Raw genomic sequence first — 17,896 nt, 5'->3', positions numbered from 1 at the left:
TCCGCCGCCCGCGCCGACGTCAGCCTCGAAGAACTCACCAACCACATGGCAGGCGGCGCCGAACTCGCCGCACTCAAACACGAGTTGGCCCAGGTCCGCGGCGTCGACGTCGAAAAACTCCCCGAAGCCGAAGACCTCGCGGCCCTGTAGCAGCACATCCCGAAGTGCGTCCTTACAACGGCGAACGCATGAATGTCGATCGGCGTGCAGTTGGTGCTACCCCAGCAGGGCAAGGCCCAAAGCCCTGACTGCTGGGGGATGCGCGCTGACCGTCCCGATCCACGAGGCTGCCCACCGGCAGGCCGAGGTCATCCTGGCTGGCCCATGTCCACCAGCATTTCGACATCAGACAGAGCGAAGTCGACTTCGATGAACTGTGCTACTTCCCGGTCGGCGACAACGTGGTCGACGTGTGACGTCTCAGGTCCTGTGATCTCCCACGACCTCCGGTCGCCGGTGTCTCAGGTCAACGCCTTCGGTGCCGTATCAGTGGTGCCGCGTACCACCAGCTTGGGGTCCAGTACCGCCTCCCTGGGTTCCAGCTCCGGGTTCTCCAGCCGCTCCACGGCGAACCGGACGGCGTACTCCGCCATGAGGGCTGCGTCCTGGCGGACGGTGGTCAGACCGATCGGCATCAGATGGGAGAGGTGACTGTCGTCGTACCCGACAACGGACACATCGCGCGGCACATCAACACCTGCCCGCGTCAAGGCCATCAGCAGGCCCCACGCACACCGGTCGTTGCCCGCGAGCACCGCGGTCGGCAGGGCCTGACCTCGATTGCGCTCCGCCAGGAGCAGGCGGCCCGCTTCGATGCCCGACTCCTCCGTGTGTTCCCCGGGGATCACCCGCGCCTCGGACTCCAGCCCGTGCCGGCGCATCGCGGCCCGGTAGGCGCGCCGCCGCTCGGGCGAGCCCGGGCCCCGGCCGCCGTCGATGTGCACCATCCGTCGGTGCCCCAGTTCGACGAGGTACTCCATGGCCTGTCGCACACCCTTGCCCTCGGCGGAGTGTACGAAGTCGACGCGGGCGTGGGGCACCCGGCGGCTGACCGAGACGGTCGCCGCCCGTTGTCCGAGTCCGTCGAGATACGCGGCCTCGGCGTCGGGGCCGAGCAGGATCAGTGCCTCGCAGCGGTGGCTGAGCAGAGCCTCGGCAGCCTTTGCCTCGCTTCGCCCCGGGGCGGCTGCGGAGAGCAGGACGTCGTAGCCGAGGCGTTCGGCCTCGGGGTAGAGCCCTTGAATGAGGTCTGCATGGAACGTCTGATGCACGGTGAACATGACGCCGAGCGTGCGGCTGCGGCCGCGGGCCAGCAGCCGGGCCGCACTGTCGGGGCGGTAGCCGATCTCGTCGGCGACCCGCAGCACCCGCTCCCGGGTCTCTTCGCTCGCTCCTGGCTGACCGCGGAAGATGATCGAGACGAGCGCCCGGGACACCCCCGCTTTCGCAGCGACGTCCGCCATCGTGGGCCGCTGCTTTCCCGACGCATCCACCTGTGAACCCACCCTCCGACACGGCCCACCACACGGGCCCTCTCGAAATCTCCCAGCAACAAGGTATTGACATGACATTTGGACAGACGTCATCGTACACAGACTAGAGCGCGCTAGTAGAGCGCGACAGCGACTCTCGTGAGAGTCTCCCGTCTCCGGCACGAAAGGGAAACCGCGTTATGCCGTTGGAAGTGCTGACCATGGGCCGCGTCGGAGTGGATGTGTATCCGCTCCAGACAGGCGTGGGACTGGCCGAGGTCACCTCGTTCGGCAAGTACCTGGGCGGCAGCCCGACCAACGTCGCCGTCGCCGCCGCCCGTTACGGGCACTCCGCGGCCGTGATCACCAAGACCGGCCGCGACCCGTTCGGGGACTTCGTCCGCACGGCCCTGGACGGCTACGGCGTCGACACCCGCTTCGTCGGCACGTCGGACATCGCGCCGACCCCGGTGACCTTCTGCGAGATCTTCCCGCCGGACGACTTCCCGCTCTACTTCTACCGCCTCCCCAAGGCTCCCGACCTGGACATCCGCTCCGACGAGCTCGACCTCGCGGCGGTGCGCGACGCCCGCGTCTTCTGGGTCACCGGAACGGGACTGAGTGAGAACCCGAGCCGCTCGGCCACCCTCGCCGCCCTGGCACACCGGGCGAAGGCGGGGACGACGGTCTTCGACCTCGACTGGCGGCCGATGTTCTGGAAGGACCCGGCGACGGCCCGTACGTACTACGCCGAGGCGCTGCGCCACACCACCGTCGCCGTGGGCAACCTCGACGAGTGCGAGGTCGCCACCGGTGAGCGCGAGCCGTACGCGGCCGCGAAGGCGCTGCTCGCCGCCGGGGTCGAACTCGCCGTGGTGAAGCAGGGGCCCAAGGGCGTGCTCGCCATGAACCGGGACGGCTCGACCGCCGAGATCCCGCCGGTCCCGGTGGACGTGGTCAACGGCCTCGGCGCCGGGGACGCCTTCGGCGGCGCGCTCTGCCACGGGCTGCTGTCCGGCTGGGACACCCGCCGCACCGTCGCCTTCGCCAACGCCGCCGGCGCCATCGTCGCAGGCCGGCTGTCCTGCTCCGACGCCATGCCGACCGAGGCCGAGGTCGACACCAAGCTCCGCGAGGCCTCGCTCGCCTCCAGCTCCACCGAACGAGAGGTGTGACGACGTGCTGTCTGACAACGTGAGCCGGATCGTGGAGGCCCGGGTCAGTGATCCCGGTGCCGTCGCGGCGGCCGCCGCGCGACGCGTACGGGCCACCTCGCTGCTCGGCGGGCACGGCAAGGCGATGATCATCGCGGCGGACCATCCCGCGCGCGGCGCCAACGGCGCCGGCGGCGACCCCACCGCCATGGCCGACCGCCTCAAGCTGCTGGACCGCCTGTGCGTCGCCCTGGAGCGGCCCGGCGTGACCGGCGTGCTGGCCACCGCGGACATCCTGGACGACCTGCTGCTGCTCGGCGTGCTCGACGGCAAGAGCGTGTTCGGCTCGATGAACCGGGCCGGGCTCGCGGGGTCGGTCTTCGAGATCGACGACCGCTTCACCGGCTACGACGCCGAGACGATCGCCGCGATGCGTTTCGACGGCGGCAAGATGCTCACCCGCATCGCCCTCCAGGACCCGGCGACGCCGTCCGTCCTGGAGAACACCGCCCGTGCGGTCGACGAGCTGAACGACCGTCAACTCATCGCACTGGTCGAGCCGTTCCTCTCCACCTGGCAGGACGGCAGGGTCCGCAACGACCTCTCCACCGACGCAGTCATCAAGTCGGTCACCATCGCCTCGGGGCTCGGCCGCCGCAGTGCCTACACCTGGCTGAAGCTGCCGGTCGTGGACGACATGGAGCGCGTCCTCTCCGCCTCCACCCTCCCGGCGCTCCTGCTGGGCGGCGAGGTCACCGACCCGGACGCGGCCTTCGCCTCCTGGGGCAAGGCCCTCAAGCAGCCCACCGCACAGGGCCTGGTCGTGGGCCGCTCCCTGCTCTACCCCGCAGGCGGCGACGTAGCCGGCGCGGTGGACCGGGCGGTGAGCCTCCTGTGAGCGACACAAGCAAGTACCACCTGCCCAGCGGCAGCACCCATGACGGTGCATACGACCTCGTCGTCACGCCCGAGTCCGCGGGCTGGGGATACTCGGGTCTGCGGATCATCACCCTCTCGCCCGGCGAGGCCCACGCGCTGAGCACCGACGACTGCGAGTTCCTCGTCCTGCCCTTGAACGGCTCCTGCACCGTCACCGTCGAGGGCCGGCCCTTCTCGCTCAACGGCCGCACCGACGTGTTCGCCTCGGCCACCGACTTCGCGTATCTCCCGCGCGAGTCGGAGGCCCTTCTCAGCAGCGCATCCGGGGGAAGGTTCGCGCTGCCCTCCGCCCGTACCGAGCGGGGAGGTCACCCGGCTCGGTACGGGCGCAAGGAGGACGTGCCCGTCGAGCTGCGCGGAGCCGGGAACTGCTCCCGCCAGGTCAACAACTACTGTTTGCCGGGCACGTTCGAGGCCGAGCAGCTGCTGGTGTGCGAGGTGCTCACCCCGGGCGGCAACTGGTCCTCGTACCCGCCGCACAAGCACGACGAGGTCCGCACGGACGACAGCGGCAACCCGGTCGAGTCCGAGCTGGAGGAGATCTACTACTTCCAGGTCGCGGGCGAGGGCGGCTTCGCCTACCAGCGCGTCTACGGCACCCAGGAGCGGCCGATCGACGTGCTCGCCGAGGTCCGTTCCGGCGACACCGTGCTGATCCCGCACGGCTGGCACGGCCCGTCGATCGCCGCGCCCGGCTACGACCTCTACTACCTCAACGTCATGGCGGGTCCGGGGCAGGACCGCGCGTGGCTGATCTGTGACGACCCCGCCCACGGGTGGGTCCGCGGCACCTGGGAGTCCCAGGAGAGCGACCCCCGGCTGCCGTTCGGGGCCAAGGAGACCGAGTGATGGAAACGATCAGGCTCACCACCGCACAGGCCCTCGTGCGCTTCCTGGCGAACCAGTACAGCGAGCGGGACGGCCAGGAGCAGCGGCTGATCCCCGGGGTCTGGGGCATCTTCGGGCACGGCAACGTGGCCGGTCTGGGCCAGGCGCTCCTGCAGGCCGCCGTCACCCAAGAGGCCGACCTGCCCTACTACTTGGCCCGCAACGAGCAGGGCATGGTTCACGCGTCGGTGGCGTACGCGAAGATGCGCGACCGGCTGGCGACCTTCGCCTGTTCGGCGTCGACAGGGCCCGGCTCCACGAACATGATCACCGGTGCGGCGCTGGCGACGACCAACCGGATCCCGGTCCTGCTGCTGCCCAGCGACATGTTCGCGACCCGCGCCGCCGACCCCGTCCTCCAGCAGTTGGAGGACACCCGCGGCGGGGACGTCACGGTCAACGACGCCTTCCGGGCCGTGTCCAAGTACTTCGACCGGATCTCCCGGCCCGAGCAGCTGATCCCGGCCGCGCTGGCCGCGATGCGGGTGCTCACCGACCCGGTCGAGACCGGCGCCGTCACGCTCTCGCTGCCCCAGGACGTCCAGGCCGAGGCGTACGACTGGCCCGTCTCCTTCTTCCGGCGCCGGGTCTGGCACGTGGGCCGCCCGGTGCCGGAGCCGGCCGCCGTCGAGCGGGCCGTGCGTCTGTTGCGCGGTGCCCGCAGGCCGCTGATCGTGGCCGGCGGCGGTGCCGTCTACTCCGGCGCCGAGACCCAGTTGCGCGCCTTCGCCGAGGCCACCGGCATCCCGGTGGCGGACACGCATGCCGGCAAGGGCGCGGTGCCCTGGGACCACCCGTACGCGGTCGGCGGCATCGGATCGACCGGCTCGTACGCGGCGAACGAGCTGGCGCGCGAGGCGGACGTCGTCCTCGGTATCGGCACCCGCTACTCCGACTTCACGACCGCCAGCCACACCGTCTTCGGCAACCCGGATGTCACGTTCGTCAACCTCAACGTGGCTCGCCTGGACGCGGTGAAGCACTCCGCCGAGCCGCTGGTGGCCGATGCCCGGCTCGGCATCCAGGCCCTCGCGGGCGCGCTGACGGACTGGGAGGTCGCCCCGGAGTACCGCGACCGCACACGCCGACTCATCGCCCGGACACGGGAGATCGAGGAGGAGTGCTTCGCGACCGACCGCAACACCGGTGAACTGCCCGCGCAGACCCAGATCCTCGGCGCGCTCAACGACGTCCTGGGCGACCGTGACGTCGTCATCAACGCCGCCGGCTCCATGCCGGGCGACCTGCAACAGCTGTGGCGGGCGCGGGATCCGAAGGCCTACCACGTGGAGTACGCGTACTCCTGCATGGGCTACGAGGTCGCCGCCGGCGTCGGTACGAGGATGGCCGATCCGTCGCGCGAGGTCGTCGTACTCGTCGGCGACGGCTCGTATCTGATGATGGCTCAGGAGATCGTGACCATGGTCTCCGAGGGCCTGAAGGTCATCATCGTCCTCGTCCAGAACCACGGCTTCGCCTCCATCGGTTCGCTGTCGGAGGCGCTGGGTTCCCAGCGGTTCGGCACCAAGTACCGCTACCGCAACGGCGATTCGGGCCGGCTCGACGGTGACGTACTCCCCGTCGACCTCGCCGCCAACGCCTCCTCGCTCGGCGCGGACGTCCTGCACGCCACCTCCGTCGACGAGTTCCGTGCGGCGATGGAGAAGGCGAAGGCGGCCACCCGCACCACGGTCGTGCACGTCGAGACCGACCTGTACGGGCCGAACCCGCCAGGCCACGGCTGGTGGGACGTGCCGGTGAGCCAGACCTCCGCCCTGGACTCCACCCGTGACGCGTACGAGACCTACGCCGCCCGCAAGCACGCCCAGCGCCACTACCTGTAAGTCCCGCCGTAAGTCCCGTCCCCGCAAAGGAAACCCGCACCGTGAAGACCATCGAGCACTGGATCAACGGCTCTCCCGCCGCCGGGACCAGCCCGGAGACGGCCCCCGTGTTCAACCCGGCCACCGGCCAGGAACAGGCCCGGGTCGCCCTGGCCTCGGCCGCCGACGTGGACACGGCCGTCACGGCCGCCACCGCCGCCTTCGAGACCTGGTCCGAGTCGTCGCTCACCCAGCGCACCCAGGTGATGTTCGCCTTCCGGCAGCTCCTCGTGGAGCACGAGGAGGAACTGGGCCGGATCATCTCCGCCGAGCACGGCAAGACGGTCGACGACGCGCGCGGCGAGATCACGCGCGGCCGGGAGGTCGTGGAGTTCGCGTGCGGACTCGGCGACGTCCTGAAGGGGTCCTTCTCCGACCAGGTCTCGCGCGGCGTGGACGTGCACAACTTCCGCCAGCCGCTGGGTGTCGTCGCGGGCATCACGCCCTTCAACTTCCCCGCCATGGTGCCTCTTTGGATGCACCCGATCGCCATCGCGACCGGCAACACCTTCATCCTCAAGCCCAGCGAGCGCGACCCCTCCGCCGCGAACTTCGTCGCCGAGCTGTACAAGAGGGCCGGGCTGCCCGACGGCGTCTTCAACGTCGTGCACGGCGGCAAGACCGCGGTCGACGCGATCCTCACCCACTCCGGCATCGAGGCTGTCTCCTTCGTGGGTTCGACGCCCATCGCCAGGTACGTCCACGAGACGGCCACTGCGCACGGCAAGCGCGTCCAAGCACTCGGCGGAGCGAAGAACCACGCCGTCGTCCTGCCCGACGCCGACCTGGAGTTCGCCGCGAACCACATCACGGCGGGCGCGTACGGCTCGGCGGGCGAGCGGTGCATGGCCGTCTCGGTGGCCGTCGCGGTCGGCACCGCCGCGGACGGTCTGGTCGAGATCCTGGAGCGCAAGGCCGGCGAGGTGAAGGTCGGTCCCGGTGACGTACCCGGCATCGAGATGGGGCCGCTGGTCACCAAGGCGTCCCAGGAGCGCGTCGAGAACGCCGTCGGCACCGCCGCCACGCAGGGTGCCACTGTCGTCGTCGACGGTCGCGGCCTGAAGATCGACGGTCATGAGAGCGGCTTCTTCACGGGCCCGTCCCTGCTCGACCACGTCACGACCGAGATGGACGCCTACAAGGAAGAGCTGTTCGGACCGGTCCTCGCCATCGTCCGCGTCGACACCCTCGACGAGGCCATCGGCGTCATCAACGCCAACCCGTACGGCAACGGCACCGCCCTGTTCACCGGCTCCGGTGAAGCCGCGCGCCGCTTCCAGCGCAACGTCAAGGTCGGGATGATCGGCGTCAACGTGCCGGTGCCCGTGCCGATGTCGTACTACTCCTTCGGCGGCTGGAAGGACTCCCTCATCGGCGACTCCCCCATCCACGGCCCCGAGGGCATCCGCTTCTACACCCGGCCCAAGGTCGTCACCACGCGCTGGCCGCAGCCCGCACAGCAGGTGACCGCCGGCTTCAACTTCCCCACATCCAACTGAGCTTCCCCCTGTCGGTCTTGTCGAAGGGCACCCCATGACCAGGTCCGCCAAACCCATCTCCGTCGCGGTGATCGGAGCCGGCATGGCCGGCCGCAGCCATGCCGCCGGCTACCGCAACGTCAACACGGTCTTCGGTGCCGGCCTGCCGCCGGTCCGGCTTGCCGCGATCGCCGACGCCAACGCCGAACTCGGCGAGGACGCCGCCCGCCGCTACGGGTACGAGAAGGCGCTCCCGAGCTGGGAGGCCGTCGTCGAGGACCCGACGATCGACGCGGTGAGCATCGTCGTGGGCAACGCGCTGCACCGCCCGATCGCGGAGGCGCTGGTCGCCGCGGGCAAGCACGTGCTGTGCGAGAAGCCGCTGGCCGGGTCGTTGGAGGACGCCCGTGCGATGGCCGAGTTGGAGCGCACCGCCGAAGTCGTGACCGCTGTCGGGTACACCTTCCGGCGTTCCCCGGGCATCGCGGCGATCCGCGAGCATGTCCGGCGCGCCGAGCTGGGCGATCTCTCGCTGTTCAGCGGCCGGTACTGGTGCGACTACGCGACTAACCCGAAGGGCCCGCTGACCTGGCGGTTCAAGGGCGGTCCCGGTTCCGGTGCGCTCGGTGACGTCGGCTCGCACGTCATCGACGTCGCCGAGTACGTCGCCGGTCCCATCACCTCGGTCTCCGGTGCCTCGCTGTCGACGCAGATCCCCAAGCGGCCCCTGCCGCTGGGCGCGGTCGTCGGGCACAACGCGGCGCCGGTCTCCGACGAGTTCGGCGAGGTCGAGAACGAGGACACCGCGTCCTTCACCGCCCGCTTCGAGTCCGGGCTCGTGGGCACCTTCTCGGTGACGCGCACCGGCTTCGGCCTGCCCAACGGGCTCGCCTTCGACGTCCTGGGCCTCGGCGGCCGGGCCGCGTTCGACCAGCACCGGCCGGCCGAGTACCTCTTCGACGACGCCCAGCCCGAGGCCCGTACGCGCGGCGCCCGGCAGATCATCGCCGGTCCACAGATGCCGTACTTCGCGGGCGGGGTCCCGATGGAGGCGCCGGGTGTGGGCGCCAACAACGCCGACAACTTCACCTACCAGGCCCGTGCCTTCCTCGACCAGGTCGCGGGTGCCGCCGACCCGCTGCCGGCCTGCGCCACCTTCGCCGACGCGCTGCGGACCATGGAGATCATCCGGGCCGTCGTCGAGTCCTCCCGGGCCGGCGGTGCCGCCGTCACGGTCCCGCCCGCCGCCTGACCCCCTCGTAGAGCCTGTAGAGAAGGAAGAGACACATGGCCCTCAAGCTCGGCGCCTACACCGCCTGTCTGCACGACCGCACCCTCACCGAGGCCCTCGACATCCTCAAGGAGAACGGGCTGACCTCGGTGGAGATCAACACCGGTACGGCCACGAGGAGGGCTTCTTCACCGGGCCCTCCCTCCTCGACCACGTCACGACCGAGATGGACGCCTACAAGGAAGAGCTGTTCGGGCCGGTCCTCGCCGTCGTCCGCGTCGACACCCTCGACAAGGCGATCGGCGTCATCAACGCCAACCCGTACGGCAACGGCACCGCCCTGTTCACCGGCTCCGGCGAAGCCGCGCGCCGCTTCCAGCGCAACGTCAAGGTCGGGATGATCGGCGTCAACGTGCCGGTGCCCGTGCCGATGTCGTACTACTCCTTCGGCGGCTGGAAGGACTCCCTCATCGGGGACTCCCCCATCCACGGTCCCGAGGGCATCCGCTTCTACACGCGGCCCAAGGTCGTCACCACCCGCTGGCCGCAGCCCAAGCAGCAGGTGGCCGCCGGCTTCAACTTCCCCACATCCAGCTGAACTTCCCCAGAGTTCCCTACTCTCTCCGAAGGACTGACCATGGCAACGGCGCCATCCCCCCTCCGCACCATCGCGGGCAACCTCTGCCTGGGCTCCGCCCCCGACTCCTGGGGCATCTGGTTCCCCGAGGACGAGCACCAGGTGCCGTACACCCGTTTCCTCGACGAACTGGCGCAGGCCGGCTACGAGTGGCTGGAGCTCGGACCGTACGGCTATCTCCCCACCGAACCATCCGTACTGGCCGAGGAGTTGGCTGTACGCGGTCTGAAGGTCTCCGGAGGCACCGCCTTCGGGGCGCTGCACCGTCCTGAGGCCTGGGACGAGATGCTGGCCCACGTCCGTCAGGTGGCCGCACTGACGGCCGCCATGGGCGCGCACCACCTGGTGCTCATCCCGCCGATGTACCGGGACGAGAAGACCGGCGCGTTCACCGAGTCGCCCGAGCTGAGCGCAACCCAGTGGGCGGGCTTCGGCCACGCCGCCGACCGGCTCGGCAAACTCCTCCTCGACGAGTACGACGTACGGCTCGTCCTCCACCCGCATGCCGACAGCCACATCCAGACGCAGGCGGAGATCGAGCGGCTGCTCAACGAGTCGGACAGCCGTTACACGAACCTCTGCCTGGATACAGGGCATGTCGCGTACGGCGGCGGTGACAACCTCGATCTGATCCGTCGGTTCGGCGAGCGCGTCGGATACGTGCACATCAAGCAGATGGACCCGGAAGTGCTCGCCCAGGTCGCCGCCGAGGACCTGTCGTTCGGTGAGGCCGTCAAGCGCGGCGTGTGCGTCTCTCCACCCGCGGGTGTGCCGAACCCGGCCGACGTGGTGGCCGAACTCGCCAAGCTCGACGCCGAGTTGTTCGTCATCGTCGAGCAGGACCTGTACCCGTGCGCTCCCGACGTGCCGCTGCCTATCGCCGTACGCACGCGTGAGCACCTGGCCGGCTGCGGCCTGACCGGAACCCGGCGCCCCCACAACCACCGGTAGGAGACGGGCATGGACGTCAGGGACGACGCGACCTCGCCACGCGCCACCACCGCTACCGCCTCCACGCTCCACGACGACGCCCCGCCGACGGTCTCGCGGCGGCTGCGGCTCATCACGATCATCGCCACCTTCGGCGGACTGCTCTTCGGCTACGACACCGGGGTCATCAACGGCGCGCTGCCGTACATGACCGACGACCTGGGCCTGACCCCCTTCACGGAGGGCATGGTCACCAGCTCCCTGCTGCTCGGCGCCGCGCTCGGAGCGGTCGTCGGCGGCCGCCTCTCGGACGCCCGCGGCAGGCGGCGCAACATCCTGCTGCTGGCGGTGCTGTTCTTCATCGGCGCGCTCGGCTGCACGCTCGCCCCGACCACCGCGGTGATGGTGGTGGCCCGGTTCGTGCTCGGCCTCGCGGTCGGCGGCGCCTCGGTGACCGTGCCGGTGTATCTCGCGGAGATCTCGCCCGCCGAGCGTCGTGGCGCGCTGGTCACCCGCAACGAACTCATGATCGTCAGCGGGCAGTTGCTGGCCTTCACCTCCAACGCGATCATCGCCGACGTGGGCGGCGAGTCCGGCGGCGTGTGGCGCTACATGCTGGTGATCGCGACCATCCCGGCCGTGGTGCTGTGGTTCGGCATGCTGGTGATGCCGGAGAGCCCCCGCTGGCTCGCCTCCAAGGGCCGGTTCAACGAGGCCTTCGAGGTGCTCAAGCAGGTCAGGTCCCAGCAGCGGGCCGAGGCCGAGCTGAGCGAGGTCTCCGCGCTCGCCGTCAAGGACGATCAGGCGAAGCTCGGTGGCTGGCACGACATGAGGTCCACTCCATGGGTGCGCAGGCTGATGTTCATCGGCTTCGGCATCGCGATCGTGCAGCAGATCACCGGCGTCAACACGATCATGTACTACGGCACGCAGATCCTCACCGACGCCGGGTTCGCCGCGGACAGCGCGCTGACGGCGAACATCGCCAACGGCGTGATCTCGGTCCTCGCCACTTTTGTCGGTATCTGGCTGCTCGGTCGGGTCAACCGCCGACCGATGCTGATGACTGGTCAGATCGGCACCACCAGTGCCCTGTTGATGATCGGTATCTTCTCGCTGGCGCTGCCCTCGGGCGACGGCCGCGCCTACGCCGTACTCGCCATGACCGTCACCTTCCTCGCTTTCCAGCAGGGCGCGATCTCGCCGGTCACCTGGCTCATGCTCTCGGAGATCTTCCCGATGCGGATGCGGGCCTTCGGGATGGGCGTCGCGGCGGTGGTGCTGTGGCTGACCAATTTCGCGATCGGGCTGGTCTTCCCGTCTCTGGTCTCCGGGATCGGTATCTCCGCCACGTTCTTCCTCTTCGTGGTGGCGGGCGTCTTCTCGATCACCTTTGTGAAGTTGTACGTCCCCGAGACGCGCGGCCGCACGCTGGAGAACCTCGAGACGGAACTCCGGGCCCGCTACTCCTGAACGCTCCCCGTGTCCCCCGCCCCCCGGGTCAGCGATGGTCCGGGAGCTGTAGAAAGGAAACCCAATGACTGTGCGTGTAGGGGTCATCGGCGCCGGCTGGATCGGCCTGGAACACATCCGCCGGCTCACCGACACCGTCACCGGGGCCAAGGTCACCGCCGTCACGGACATCGACGCGGCGCGCGCCGAGGAGGCGGCGGCCCGCGTCGGCGCCCGGGTACTCGCGGACGGCGCCGAGCTGATCGTGGCGGAGGATGTCGACGCGGTGCTCGTGACGTCCTGGGGTCCCACCCATGCCGAGCACGTGCTCAACGCGATCGCCGCCGGAAAGCCGGTGTTCTGCGAGAAGCCCCTGGCCACCACGGCCGAGGACTGTCTGCGCATTGTCGAGGCAGAGCGCGCGCACGGCCGCCGCCTGGTCCAGGTCGGTTTCATGCGCCGCTACGACGCGGGCTACCGCCAACTGAAGGAGGTGCTGGCCTCCGGCGGTATCGGCGCCCCGCTGATCGTGCACTGTGCGCACCGCAACCCGACCGTCCCCAAGGCGTACACCTCCCGGATGGCCGCGCAGGACACGGCGGTCCACGAGATCGACGTACTGCGCTGGCTGCTGGACGACGAGATCGTCTCCGCGCAGGTGCTGAGGCCGCGTGCCACGACCAACCGCTTCCCGCATCTGACGGACCCGCAGATCATGCTCTTCGAGACCGCGAACGGGGTCCGTATCGACCTGGAGGTCTTCGTCAACTGCCAGTACGGATACGACATCCAGTGCGAGACCGTCGGCGAGAGGGGACTGGTCCGGCTGCCTGACCCGGCCGCGGTCACCCTGCGCACCGAGGGGGTGAGCGGCTCGGCGGTACTGCGGGACTGGAAGGACCGGTTCGCGGACGCCTTCGACACCGAGTTCCGCGAGTGGATCGCGGGCATCGCGGCCGGTGAGGAGCCGACCGGACCGTCTGCCTGGGACGGCTACGCGGCCACCGTCATCACCGACGCGGCCGTCCAGTCCCTGGAGTCGGACAGCGAGGTCGTGACCGTTGACATGAAGCCCCGACCTGCCTTCTACGCGGGCAGGGCCTCCACTGGAGGTGTCGCGTGAAGATCGCCCTCGACCCGTACATGTTCCGCGCCCTGCCCATCGACGAGATGGTGCGCACGGTCGCCGAACTCGGCTACGAGTACATCGAGTTGTCACCACGAGAGGACTTCATGCCGTTCTTCCTGCACCCCAGGGCGGACGACGAGCGGGTGGCGGAACTCAAGAACGCCCTGCGCACACACGGCGTGAAGCTGTCCTCCGTGCTCCCCCTGTACAAGTGGTCCTCGCCCGACGAAACCGAGCGGCAGGCCGCCGTCCGCTACTGGAAGCGGATGATCGAGATCACCTCCGACCTCGAATGCCCGCTGATGAACTCGGAGTTCAACGGCCGACCGGACAAAGTCGCCGCGAGCGAGGCCGCGTTCTGGCGGTCCATGGAGGAGCTCCTGCCGGTCTTTGAGCAGAAGGGCATCGCGCTCAACCTGGAGGCGCACCCGGACGACTTCTGCGAGGAGAACACCCCGGCGGTCGACCTGGTCCGGGCGATCAACAAGCCCTGGGTGAACTACCTCTACTGCGCCCCGCACTCCTTCCATCTCTCCGGCCCCTCGGAAGTCGGCGCGGACATCGCACGGATGATGCGCTACGCGGGCGACAAGCTCCAGCACGTGCACATCGCGGACTCCTTCAACCACAAGGGCTCCAGCGGTCTGCGCTACATCCTCAACCCGCCCGGCACCACCGCCCGTATCCACCAGCACCTCGACATCGGCCAGGGCGAGGTGAACTGGGACGCCTTCTTCGGCACCCTGCGCGAGCTGAACTTCGACGGCGTCGCCACCGCCTGCGTCTTCGCCTGGGAGGAACGCGCCCAGGAATCCTCAGCGTTCATGCTCGACCGCCTCCGCAAGGAACTCGCCGCGTGAGGCGATGAAGCAGCCCTGCTGCCACTGAGACGCCGGCACCACGGGGGCCGCCCGCGCCTCGCAGATCAGGTCGCGGAAGCGGGACCGGGCGGCAGGTGGACCGTCATGATCAGGCTGCAGGTTTCGGTGCCGTCACCGCGGTAGGTGTGAGGGGTGTCGCCGTCGAACGTGGCGGTCTGCCCGGCTTCCAGGGTGTGTTCGGTGCCGTCGACGATCAGGGTCATCCGGCCGGAGGTGACGCTGGTGGTTTCCACGACTCCGGCCTGGTGGGGGTGGCTGGGGTATTCCTCGCCCGGTTCCAGCCGCCAGCGCCAGACCTCGGCGGGGGCCGGGCCCGAGGTCGTCAGCATGAGACGCGCCTCACTGCCCCGCGCTCCGGTCCACAGCGGTTCGACGCTGTCTGCGCTCACGATCCGGACGCGCCCCTCCGTCGGCCCCTCCATCAGCGCGGAGACCGAGACGCCGAGCGTGTCGGCCAGCCGGACAAGGGTGGCGAAGTTGGGGTTGCCCTGCGCTTTCTCCAGTCCCACCAGGGCTCCCTTGCTGACCTGAGCACGCCTGCCGAGTTCGTCCAGGGACAGACCGGCGCGGGTGCGCGCCGTCCTGACGTTGTGCGCGAGCGTCCGCAGGGCCGCGGCCGTCTCAGCCATCCGATCACTCTCCTCGTGCCGCGATTGGGTCGGTGGAATGCACCACACGGTCGTTTTATTGACAGAGGTCGGTCGATCCGTTGTACGGTTCAGTCGTTCCACTGAATAGTAAGGGATGGATCGACCGTGATCGCACTGCTACTGGCCCTGGGCAGCTCACTCGCCTACGGATGCGCCGACTTCCTCGGCGGCCTCGGCGCCCGCAAGGCTCATGTGCTGCGTACGGTGATGATCGCGGCCCCGGCCTCTCTCGTGGTCGAGCTGCTGCTGTGGCCGGTGCTCGGCGCCTCGTTCAGCGCCGGCGCCCTCGGCTGGGGTGCCGCGTCCGGGATCGCCTCCGCCGCCGCGTTCACCCTGCTCTATCGCACGCTGGCCATCGGTCCGATGAACGTGCTGTCGCCCGTGACCGCGCTGGTATCCGCCACGCTGCCCGTGGGGGTGGGCCTGCTGCAGGGCGAGCACCTGGCCGTCGCCGGAGTGGTGGGTCTGCCGCTCGCGCTGGTGGCGGTCGTCCTGGTCAGCGCCGGACACGGCGCCGGGTCGGCGCGCCCCTCCCGTACGGCGCTGCTGCTGGCCTTCGGTGCGGGCGCCGCCATCGCCCTCCAGCTGATCTTCCTGCACCAGGCTCCGTCCGACAGCGGCGTGGCGCCGCTGATCGTGGGAAGGGCGGTCTCCTCGGCCGTCACCCTGGCCGCGGCGGGGGTGCTGTACCGCAGGCTGGGCTCGGAGCGGCCCGCGTACGCGATGTCCGCAGCCGCGGGTGTGTTGGACTCCGTGGCGAACCTGCTGTTCCTGCTCGCCGTCCGCAGCGGGGACCTCGCCGTCATCGCCGTGATCGTCGCCCTCTACCCGGCCGGCACGGTCCTGCTCGCCCGCGGCGTGCTCGCCGAACGCATCCACCGCGGCCAGCTCGTCGGCCTGGGCACCGCCGCCGTCGCGGTCAGCCTCCTCGCCCTGACCTGAGCAGCCCCGTAGCCCAGCCCACCCCACAGCCCACGACGCACGGAGACAAGCATGCTCATCCAGCCCTGGGACGCCGGCCTCGACGAAACCGAATGGCAGACCTGGATCGCCGAAGGCCACGACTTCGGACAGCTCAGTGTCAACGGCCTGCCCGGCCACCCGCCCGTCGCCGTGCCCACCCACTTCACCAGCGACGGACCCCATCTCCTGATCCACCTCGCCCGGCCCAACCCGATCTGGAAGGCGATCGAGCACGACCCGAACGTCCTCTTCACCGTCTTCGGTGACTACGCCTTCATCCCCGGCCCCTGGCGCGCCGAGGCCGGCACTCCGCCCACTGACGGCGTCCCCACCAGCTACTACACAGCCGTCCAGTTCACCTGCCGCGCCCAAATCCTCGACGACCCCGAGGCCAAGGCAGAGCTGCTGCGCCGCCAGCTGGCCCACTTCCAGCCCGACGGTGATCACGCCCCGGTCACCGTCGACCAGCCGCCCTACGGCCGGATGCTGCCCGGTATTCGCGGCCTGCGTCTGGAGGTCACCGACGTCCTGGCCAAGTTCAAGTACGACGACCAGAAGCCCGTCGAGTACCGCACCACCGTCGCCGACCGCCTCACCGCACGCGGCCAGGGCCCCGACGCGCCCACCGCACGGCAACAGCGCCGCCGCCGGGACCGCATCGGCCTCTGGAAGCACTGACCCCCGACCCGACCGCGACCGCCCACGCCCGGACACAGGAAACGGAAACTCCGCCCATGCCCGCCTTCCGTATCGCCCCCGCCGTCGCGGACGCCTTCCCCGACGCGCTCATCGCCCTGGTCACCGCCACGGGCCTACTCGGCCATGAACCCTGGCTCCACACCACCGCAGCCCTGGAAGACCTGGAGCAGCAACTCGCCGACGGCACCTGGCACCCCGCCGACGAGACCGACCCCGGCATCGAGGCCTGGCACACCGCCTACCGCTCCTTCGGCACCAACCCCCGCCGCATCCGCCCCAGCGTCGACGCGCTCGGCCGCCGCCTCGCCAAGAAGGGCACGCTGCCGCGCATCAATCCGGCCGTCGACACCTACAACGCCGTCTCCGTCCGGCACGGCCTGCCCGCCGGCGCCTTCGACCTGGACCACGTCACCGGCGACGTCGACATTCGATACGCGGACGGCACCGAGTCCTTCACGCCGCTCGGCGAACCCGACACGGTCGAGAACCCCAAGCCCGGCGAGATCATCTATGCGGACATCACCGGCGTCCTGACCCGCCACTGGAACCACCGGGACGCCCACCGCACCCGCGTGACCGAGGACTCCACCCACGTCGCCTTCGTCCTCGAAACCCTCCACGCCACCCGCGACGGCGACCTCCTCAAGGTCGCGGCCGACGAACTGCAGGGCCTGCTCATCCCGCACGCCGCCCAGACCGCCGTCCACTACCTCAGCCCGGCCGGACCCCATGCCACCACCTGAGAGCCCCGGGCCCACCCCCGCATCCCACTACGAAAGCCCCGCAGAGCCCGTGAACTCTCCGGGCAGGTAAGACCGCAGGCCGAGAAAGTACGGCCGTGGGGATCACCTGTGATCTCGATGAGCCGATAGGAAGAGACCCGGCCCCGGCCCCACGGGCGGTGCGGGCCGGGCATCCTCGCCACTTGCTGCGCGTGCCCGGGGCCTACCGGGGGGGACCGCCAGCACCCGTCAACCCGCTCTGACCAGCTGATCAGCACCTCCCGCACGCCGGGGGAACCTCACAGCCACCGGACTGCAACAGCCGGGCTGCTCCACCCAACTTGCGGAGCGCAGACCGGCGACAGTGATTCAAGGGAGTCCCATGTCCAAGCCGAGCACTCCGCTCTCCCGGCCCGACAAGCACGATCCGGCCACGCTCGCCGTCCAGACCCAGGCGGTGCACTGCGGGAATCAGGCCGACGTCGGCACCGGCGCGATCCGTACACCGGTCATCATGGCGAACTCCTGCACCCTGCCGGATGACCCGTTCACGCTCGACCCGGACAATCCTGACCTGCTCGTCTACACCCGCGAGTCCGGCGCGAACCAGCTAGGGCTCCAGGCCAAGCTCGCCACCCTGGAGGGAGGCGAGGACGCGGTCGTGCTGGGCAGCGGCATGGCGGCTTTGTACGCCGCGTTCTTCACTCACCTGCCCGGGTTCGACGTAATTCGGGGGTTCTAGAGGTTCAGCCAGGGTGAACATGCAGGTCGCGGCGCTTCAGTTCGCT

At 69.7% G+C, this 17,896-nt stretch carries 16 protein-coding genes and 2 pseudogenes; 16 read left to right on the top strand and 2 right to left on the bottom strand.

What is annotated here, in order from left to right; translation table 11 throughout:
- Positions 1–150 (top strand): annotated as a pseudogene (locus O3Q52_RS28465) (sugar ABC transporter ATP-binding protein); the annotation flags it as partial.
- A gap of 311 nt (positions 151–461) precedes the next feature.
- Here the strand turns inward: O3Q52_RS28465 and O3Q52_RS28460 are convergent.
- Complete coding sequence (locus O3Q52_RS28460) at positions 462–1,463, bottom strand: LacI family DNA-binding transcriptional regulator (RefSeq protein ID WP_269651559.1); 1,002 nt, start codon at positions 1,461–1,463, stop codon at positions 462–464.
- A gap of 209 nt (positions 1,464–1,672) precedes the next feature.
- Between O3Q52_RS28460 and iolC the strand changes: the two genes are divergently transcribed.
- The 11 genes and pseudogenes from iolC to O3Q52_RS28405 all read left to right on the top strand — a co-directional run bounded on the left by iolC (position 1,673) and on the right by O3Q52_RS28405 (position 14,053).
- Entirely contained in the window at positions 1,673–2,647 is a 975-nt protein-coding gene (gene iolC, locus O3Q52_RS28455) for a 5-dehydro-2-deoxygluconokinase (RefSeq protein ID WP_269651558.1), read from the top strand.
- Positions 2,648–2,651: 4 nt separating this feature from the next.
- Entirely contained in the window at positions 2,652–3,524 is an 873-nt protein-coding gene (locus tag O3Q52_RS28450) for an aldolase (RefSeq protein WP_269651557.1), read from the top strand.
- Positions 3,521–4,414, top strand: coding sequence for a 5-deoxy-glucuronate isomerase (gene iolB / locus O3Q52_RS28445; RefSeq protein ID WP_269651556.1), 894 nt, complete (start codon positions 3,521–3,523; stop codon positions 4,412–4,414). The genes O3Q52_RS28450 and iolB overlap by 4 nt, the downstream gene beginning before the upstream one ends.
- A complete protein-coding gene (gene iolD / locus O3Q52_RS28440) occupies positions 4,414–6,297 on the top strand; it encodes a 3D-(3,5/4)-trihydroxycyclohexane-1,2-dione acylhydrolase (decyclizing) (RefSeq protein WP_269651555.1) in 1,884 nt (627 codons plus the stop codon). Before iolB ends, iolD begins: the two co-directional genes overlap by 1 nt.
- A 41-nt stretch (positions 6,298–6,338) precedes the next feature.
- Positions 6,339–7,835: a CoA-acylating methylmalonate-semialdehyde dehydrogenase gene (locus O3Q52_RS28435; protein ID WP_269651554.1), complete on the top strand. Its 1,497-nt coding sequence runs from the start codon at positions 6,339–6,341 to the stop codon at positions 7,833–7,835.
- 34 nt (positions 7,836–7,869) lie between these two features.
- Complete coding sequence (locus O3Q52_RS28430) at positions 7,870–9,066, top strand: Gfo/Idh/MocA family protein (RefSeq protein ID WP_269651553.1); 1,197 nt, start codon at positions 7,870–7,872, stop codon at positions 9,064–9,066.
- Between the two features lie 148 nt (positions 9,067–9,214).
- Positions 9,215–9,643, top strand: a pseudogene (locus tag O3Q52_RS28425) (aldehyde dehydrogenase family protein); the annotation flags it as partial.
- 39 nt (positions 9,644–9,682) lie between these two features.
- On the top strand, positions 9,683–10,633 hold the full coding sequence (locus tag O3Q52_RS28420) for a TIM barrel protein (protein ID WP_269651552.1): 951 nt from the start codon (positions 9,683–9,685) through the stop codon (positions 10,631–10,633).
- 9 nt (positions 10,634–10,642) lie between these two features.
- Complete coding sequence (locus tag O3Q52_RS28415; RefSeq protein WP_269651551.1) at positions 10,643–12,085, top strand: sugar porter family MFS transporter; 1,443 nt, start codon at positions 10,643–10,645, stop codon at positions 12,083–12,085.
- 64 nt (positions 12,086–12,149) lie between these two features.
- A complete protein-coding gene (locus O3Q52_RS28410) occupies positions 12,150–13,187 on the top strand; it encodes a Gfo/Idh/MocA family protein (protein ID WP_269651550.1) in 1,038 nt (345 codons plus the stop codon).
- Entirely contained in the window at positions 13,184–14,053 is an 870-nt protein-coding gene (locus O3Q52_RS28405; RefSeq protein WP_269651549.1) for a sugar phosphate isomerase/epimerase, read from the top strand. Before O3Q52_RS28410 ends, O3Q52_RS28405 begins: the two co-directional genes overlap by 4 nt.
- Before the next feature lie 65 nt (positions 14,054–14,118).
- On the opposite strand, the gene O3Q52_RS28400 is transcribed toward O3Q52_RS28405, so the two are convergent.
- A complete protein-coding gene (locus O3Q52_RS28400; protein WP_269651548.1) occupies positions 14,119–14,703 on the bottom strand; it encodes a helix-turn-helix domain-containing protein in 585 nt (194 codons plus the stop codon).
- A 126-nt stretch (positions 14,704–14,829) separates the two neighbouring features.
- Here O3Q52_RS28400 and O3Q52_RS28395 point away from each other — a divergent pair, with 126 nt between their 5' ends.
- The 4 genes from O3Q52_RS28395 to O3Q52_RS28380 all read left to right on the top strand — a co-directional run bounded on the left by O3Q52_RS28395 (position 14,830) and on the right by O3Q52_RS28380 (position 17,850).
- On the top strand, positions 14,830–15,666 hold the full coding sequence (locus O3Q52_RS28395) for a DMT family transporter (protein WP_269651547.1): 837 nt from the start codon (positions 14,830–14,832) through the stop codon (positions 15,664–15,666).
- A 51-nt stretch (positions 15,667–15,717) separates the two neighbouring features.
- The gene (locus O3Q52_RS28390; protein ID WP_269651546.1) at positions 15,718–16,365 is read left to right on the top strand and encodes an FMN-binding negative transcriptional regulator; all 648 of its coding nucleotides are present in this window, start codon (positions 15,718–15,720) and stop codon (positions 16,363–16,365) included.
- Between the two features lie 56 nt (positions 16,366–16,421).
- The gene (locus O3Q52_RS28385; protein ID WP_269651545.1) at positions 16,422–17,129 is read left to right on the top strand and encodes a B3/4 domain-containing protein; all 708 of its coding nucleotides are present in this window, start codon (positions 16,422–16,424) and stop codon (positions 17,127–17,129) included.
- 361 nt (positions 17,130–17,490) lie between these two features.
- Positions 17,491–17,850: a PLP-dependent transferase gene (locus O3Q52_RS28380; protein ID WP_269651544.1), complete on the top strand. Its 360-nt coding sequence runs from the start codon at positions 17,491–17,493 to the stop codon at positions 17,848–17,850.
- The last annotated feature ends 46 nt before the right edge of the window (positions 17,851–17,896 follow it).

The sequence above is a fragment of the Streptomyces sp. ActVer genome, assembly GCF_027270795.1.
Lineage (GTDB): Bacteria > Actinomycetota > Actinomycetes > Streptomycetales > Streptomycetaceae > Streptomyces > Streptomyces umbrinus_A.
This window is presented reverse-complemented; position numbering and strand designations above follow the sequence as displayed.

Bases quoted from the DNA above. Each gene is read 5' to 3' on its own strand.
- O3Q52_RS28460 (WP_269651559.1), bottom strand. From the start codon at position 1,463: ATGGCGGACGTCGCTGCGAAAGCGGGGGTGTCCCGGGCGCTCGTCTCG.
- iolC (WP_269651558.1), top strand. From the start codon at position 1,673: ATGCCGTTGGAAGTGCTGACCATGGGCCGCGTCGGAGTGGATGTGTAT.
- iolD (WP_269651555.1), top strand. From the start codon at position 4,414: ATGGAAACGATCAGGCTCACCACCGCACAGGCCCTCGTGCGCTTCCTG.
- O3Q52_RS28430 (WP_269651553.1), top strand. From the start codon at position 7,870: ATGACCAGGTCCGCCAAACCCATCTCCGTCGCGGTGATCGGAGCCGGC.
- O3Q52_RS28420 (WP_269651552.1), top strand. From the start codon at position 9,683: ATGGCAACGGCGCCATCCCCCCTCCGCACCATCGCGGGCAACCTCTGC.
- O3Q52_RS28415 (WP_269651551.1), top strand. From the start codon at position 10,643: ATGGACGTCAGGGACGACGCGACCTCGCCACGCGCCACCACCGCTACC.
- O3Q52_RS28410 (WP_269651550.1), top strand. From the start codon at position 12,150: ATGACTGTGCGTGTAGGGGTCATCGGCGCCGGCTGGATCGGCCTGGAA.
- O3Q52_RS28400 (WP_269651548.1), bottom strand. From the start codon at position 14,703: ATGGCTGAGACGGCCGCGGCCCTGCGGACGCTCGCGCACAACGTCAGG.
- O3Q52_RS28390 (WP_269651546.1), top strand. From the start codon at position 15,718: ATGCTCATCCAGCCCTGGGACGCCGGCCTCGACGAAACCGAATGGCAG.
- O3Q52_RS28385 (WP_269651545.1), top strand. From the start codon at position 16,422: ATGCCCGCCTTCCGTATCGCCCCCGCCGTCGCGGACGCCTTCCCCGAC.
- O3Q52_RS28380 (WP_269651544.1), top strand. From the start codon at position 17,491: ATGTCCAAGCCGAGCACTCCGCTCTCCCGGCCCGACAAGCACGATCCG.